Annotated in this window: 4 protein-coding genes; 2 read left to right on the top strand and 2 right to left on the bottom strand. The window is 55.2% G+C overall.

Translation table 11 applies throughout. The features are described from left to right. Together F8I07_RS05045 and F8I07_RS05040 are read left to right on the top strand one after the other, a co-directional pair. A partial coding sequence (locus F8I07_RS05045; protein ID WP_292656559.1) for a sulfite exporter TauE/SafE family protein occupies positions 1-630 on the top strand: 630 nt, incomplete at its 5' end. Between the two features lie 49 nt (positions 631-679). Beyond that, positions 680-1414, top strand: a complete 735-nt coding sequence (locus F8I07_RS05040; protein ID WP_292656557.1) for a c-type cytochrome — start codon at positions 680-682, stop codon at positions 1412-1414. A gap of 78 nt (positions 1415-1492) precedes the next feature. On the opposite strand, the gene F8I07_RS05035 is transcribed toward F8I07_RS05040, so the two are convergent. Beyond that, the gene (locus tag F8I07_RS05035) at positions 1493-2692 is read right to left on the bottom strand and encodes a cation:proton antiporter (RefSeq protein WP_292656555.1); all 1200 of its coding nucleotides are present in this window, start codon (positions 2690-2692) and stop codon (positions 1493-1495) included. A 178-nt stretch (positions 2693-2870) separates the two neighbouring features. Continuing rightward, positions 2871-3285 (bottom strand): SelB C-terminal domain-containing protein (locus F8I07_RS05030; protein WP_292656553.1); only part of this gene is annotated, 415 nt, incomplete at its 5' end.

Genomic DNA, 3285 nt, shown 5'->3' with positions numbered 1-3285 from the left:
GGCCTCGATTTCACCGTCGCCAAAGCGGTGGGACTCTTTGCCGGAGCGACCACCACCATCACCTCCAGTGTGATGAATATTCGCCGCAAGGCGGTCGACTACGCTTTCGTCTGGCCTCTGGCGGCGGGGATGCTGCTCTTTGCCCCCATGGGAGCGTGGCTGAGCCGCTACATCGACGAAACCCTCGTCAAAGCACTCTTTATGCTGCTGCTCTTCTACAGCGCGACGATGATGATGTTCGGCAAAAAAAAGGCGATCACCCACCTCACCCGCAAAGGACTGCTCTTCGTCGTCGGCAGCGGCGTGGGACTTGTCGCGGGCCTGCTGGGAGTGGGCGGGGGCAATCTGCTGATTCCTCTGTTGATCCTCCTGGGTTTCGAACCCCGCAAAGTCGCCGTCGCCGTCAGCTTCGTCGTCCCCTTTTCGGCCCTGGGCTCCTTCTTTACCTACGCCAGCTATGTACCGCTCGATTGGGTATTGCTGCTTTGCATCGCCGCCGCTTCCATTGCCGGAGGGTATCTGGGCAACTATCTGATGCACTTCCACCTCCAACAGCAACAGATCAAAAAGGTAATGGCTCTGATTCTCTATCTGCTGGGAGCAAAGATGCTCTACAGCTTTCTTATTTAAGGAGAAAGAGTATAATTCTATTTAATTATTATTATCATAAGGCTAACGAATGAGTAAACTGTTACCGCTTCTCGTGCTCGTGCTTCTCGGCCTCAACAACTGCTCCGGAGAGAAGAAAAATCACGAAGCGGCCCTCTCCCCTGTCCAGGTGGACGAACTCCTCCACCGGGTCTGTGCCCGCTGCCACAATCTCGATATGCCTCCCAAAACCAGCGACGATGAAAAAGCACCCCCGCTCTACACCGTCACCGTTCATCTCAAAGACTGGATGAAAGAGGACGATCCTTCGGTACTGCGAGCCAAATTCATTGACTTCGTCGCCGACTATGTCATCCACCCCTCCCGAAAAAAATCCTACTGCGACCCCGCCAGCCTCAAACTCTACGGTGTGATGCCCTCTCTCCAGGGGCAGATCACCCCTGCCCAAGCCCGCGCGGTAGCCGCGACAATCTTCGACCGCTACGACCAGATGGCGATGCTGGCGGCGGTGAAAGAGCGCAACCGCCTCGCCCGCCTCCCCGCCTGGCAGCAGGTCCTCGAAACCCGGGACTGCCGACTCTGCCATATCCAGGGCAAAGGCAGACTTGCTCCCGGCTTCGAGGAGATCGCCCGGAAATATGCACGAAACAAGACAGCAAGCCTCAAAAAGATCGAAAAGGCCATCACCGAGGGGAGCCGCGGAGCGTGGCCGAAATACCATACCCCGATGCGCGCCTACAAAGGCTTGACACCGCAACAGCTCGAGGGAATCTCCCGCTGGATTCTACAACAGCAAAAGCAGTGACAGGGGGCTGATGCAATTTTTCTCTTGCTCCCAACGTCCCCGTTGGGAGCGCGCCACACCCAATGGAACACTCTATTGCTATTTGCCGCTTCGTTCCAGAGCGTATTTGGTCAAGAACGGCCCCAGAAGTTCATGCACCATCGTGGTGGCGATGATGACATTGAGCATCAGCGGCGCCATAATCCCGAAACCGGCCTGCTCCTGCAACGAGAGTGCCAGCCCGATCGCGATACCTGCCTGGGGGAAGAGCGCCAATCCCAGATATTTCCGCACCTCATCCGAAGAGTGCGACACCCATCCGCCGATCCAAACTCCGGAGACTTTGCCGATGAAACGGACAATGATATATGTAAAGACAACCATCGGCATACTCAGGACGAAACGGATATCCAGATGCATAGCCGAAAGGGTAAAAAAGAGCATAAAGATAATGTCTTTGAGATGGAAATCGAACTCACGTTTGACCAGATAGAAGTCTCTTGTCGAAATGTTGGAGAGGACGACTCCCATCGCCAAAGAGGCCAGCAGCGGCTCCAGTCCAAAATAGTCGCTGACACTGTAGACGATAAAAATCATGCCCAGCGTGGAGGTGGTTTTAATGCTGCGGTAGTTGCGGAAGATCCGATCGATCCCCTCCGAGATCGCCGCACCGACGGCCCCGACGATCACGGTGAAAAAAATCGTGGGAATGACCCGCACATACTGATCGAGAGCATGCGTGGTCGTCTCCATACTGACTCCCGCGACAATCAGAACAAAACTGAAAAGAACCAAGGTAATGGCGTTGTCCGCGGCGACAACCCCTAGTAAAAAGGCGCTGAATCGGCTTTTGACCTTCAGCTCGTGGATGACCGCCAGGATCGTGGCGGGTGCCGTCGCCGAAGCCAGAGCCCCGAAGAGCAGGGAAACCGCCAGACGATAGTGGGTCGAGAGACCGAAATCAAACAGATGAAACATACTGTAAAGGACGCTACCCATCAAGACAAAGGTGAAAAGCGCCTCAAAAACGGAGATAACGGCGATCTGTTTCCAGACACTCCAGAGCACTTCGTATTTGAGATTGGCCCCTACCAGCACGGCAATCAAAGAGAGGGAGATATCGATAATGATATGGCTGTTGTCGATGAAAGACTGAGGAACGATGTCGAGCATATGGGGGCCGATGATGAAACCCAGAATCAGGTAACCGACCACATTGAGCAGCTTGAACTTGTAACTGACCCATTTCATAAAGGCGCCCAGCACGAAGATCAAGCCGACATAAAAAAGCTCCTGCATCAACACCCTTCATTTTATAAAAGTTATAAGCTGCATTATAGCAACCCCCAAAGGATCTTTCCTGCTATTTGTAGGGTGGACCCACCATTCAAAAAGTTTGGTGCTTATAGCTGATGGAGAGTATTGGAAAATATTGAGAGTTAGGGACGGTGGGCCCACAGGGCCCACCCTATCCCATTCAGCCGGGATATTTCGGTATCCTCCGCTCCCCTTCGCGGACCACATCCCCCTGCTTGTCCAGATGCTCCAGATAGGCGATGCAGTATTTGCGGCTCATCCCGGTTTCGGCTTTGAAGAGGCGGATGTCGAGGTAGCCGTGCTTGACCATCAGCTCCCGCATCAGCGCCAGGGCCCGGCGGAGGTTGGCATCGGTGACGAAAAGGTTGTGGGCCAGGCGGACCACCTTTTTGGCCCGGGTGAGAGTCTTGAGGGCTCCGTCGCCCCGTTTGCGGTCCAAGTCGAGGCGGTCGTAGAGATCGTAGGGGGCTTCGGGGGTCAGTCCCTCCTCTTCCAGGATCCGGTAGAGCTGCTCGGGCAGCGCGTCGATCAGCTCGGCAGGGTCCCGATCGGCCCGCAGCCACAGCCCCTCGGCC

The organism is Nitratifractor sp. (assembly GCF_015487065.1).
In the GTDB taxonomy this organism is placed as follows: Bacteria; Campylobacterota; Campylobacteria; order Campylobacterales; family Sulfurovaceae; genus Nitratifractor.
Note: the sequence above shows the minus strand (reverse complement) of the source record. Positions and strands in the feature narration are given on the sequence as shown.

Excerpts from the sequence above, each read along its gene's own strand:
- F8I07_RS05040 (WP_292656557.1), top strand. The coding sequence starts at position 680 with ATGAGTAAACTGTTACCGCTTCTCGTGCTCGTGCTTCTCGGCCTCAAC.
- F8I07_RS05035 (WP_292656555.1), bottom strand. The coding sequence starts at position 2,692 with ATGCAGGAGCTTTTTTATGTCGGCTTGATCTTCGTGCTGGGCGCCTTT.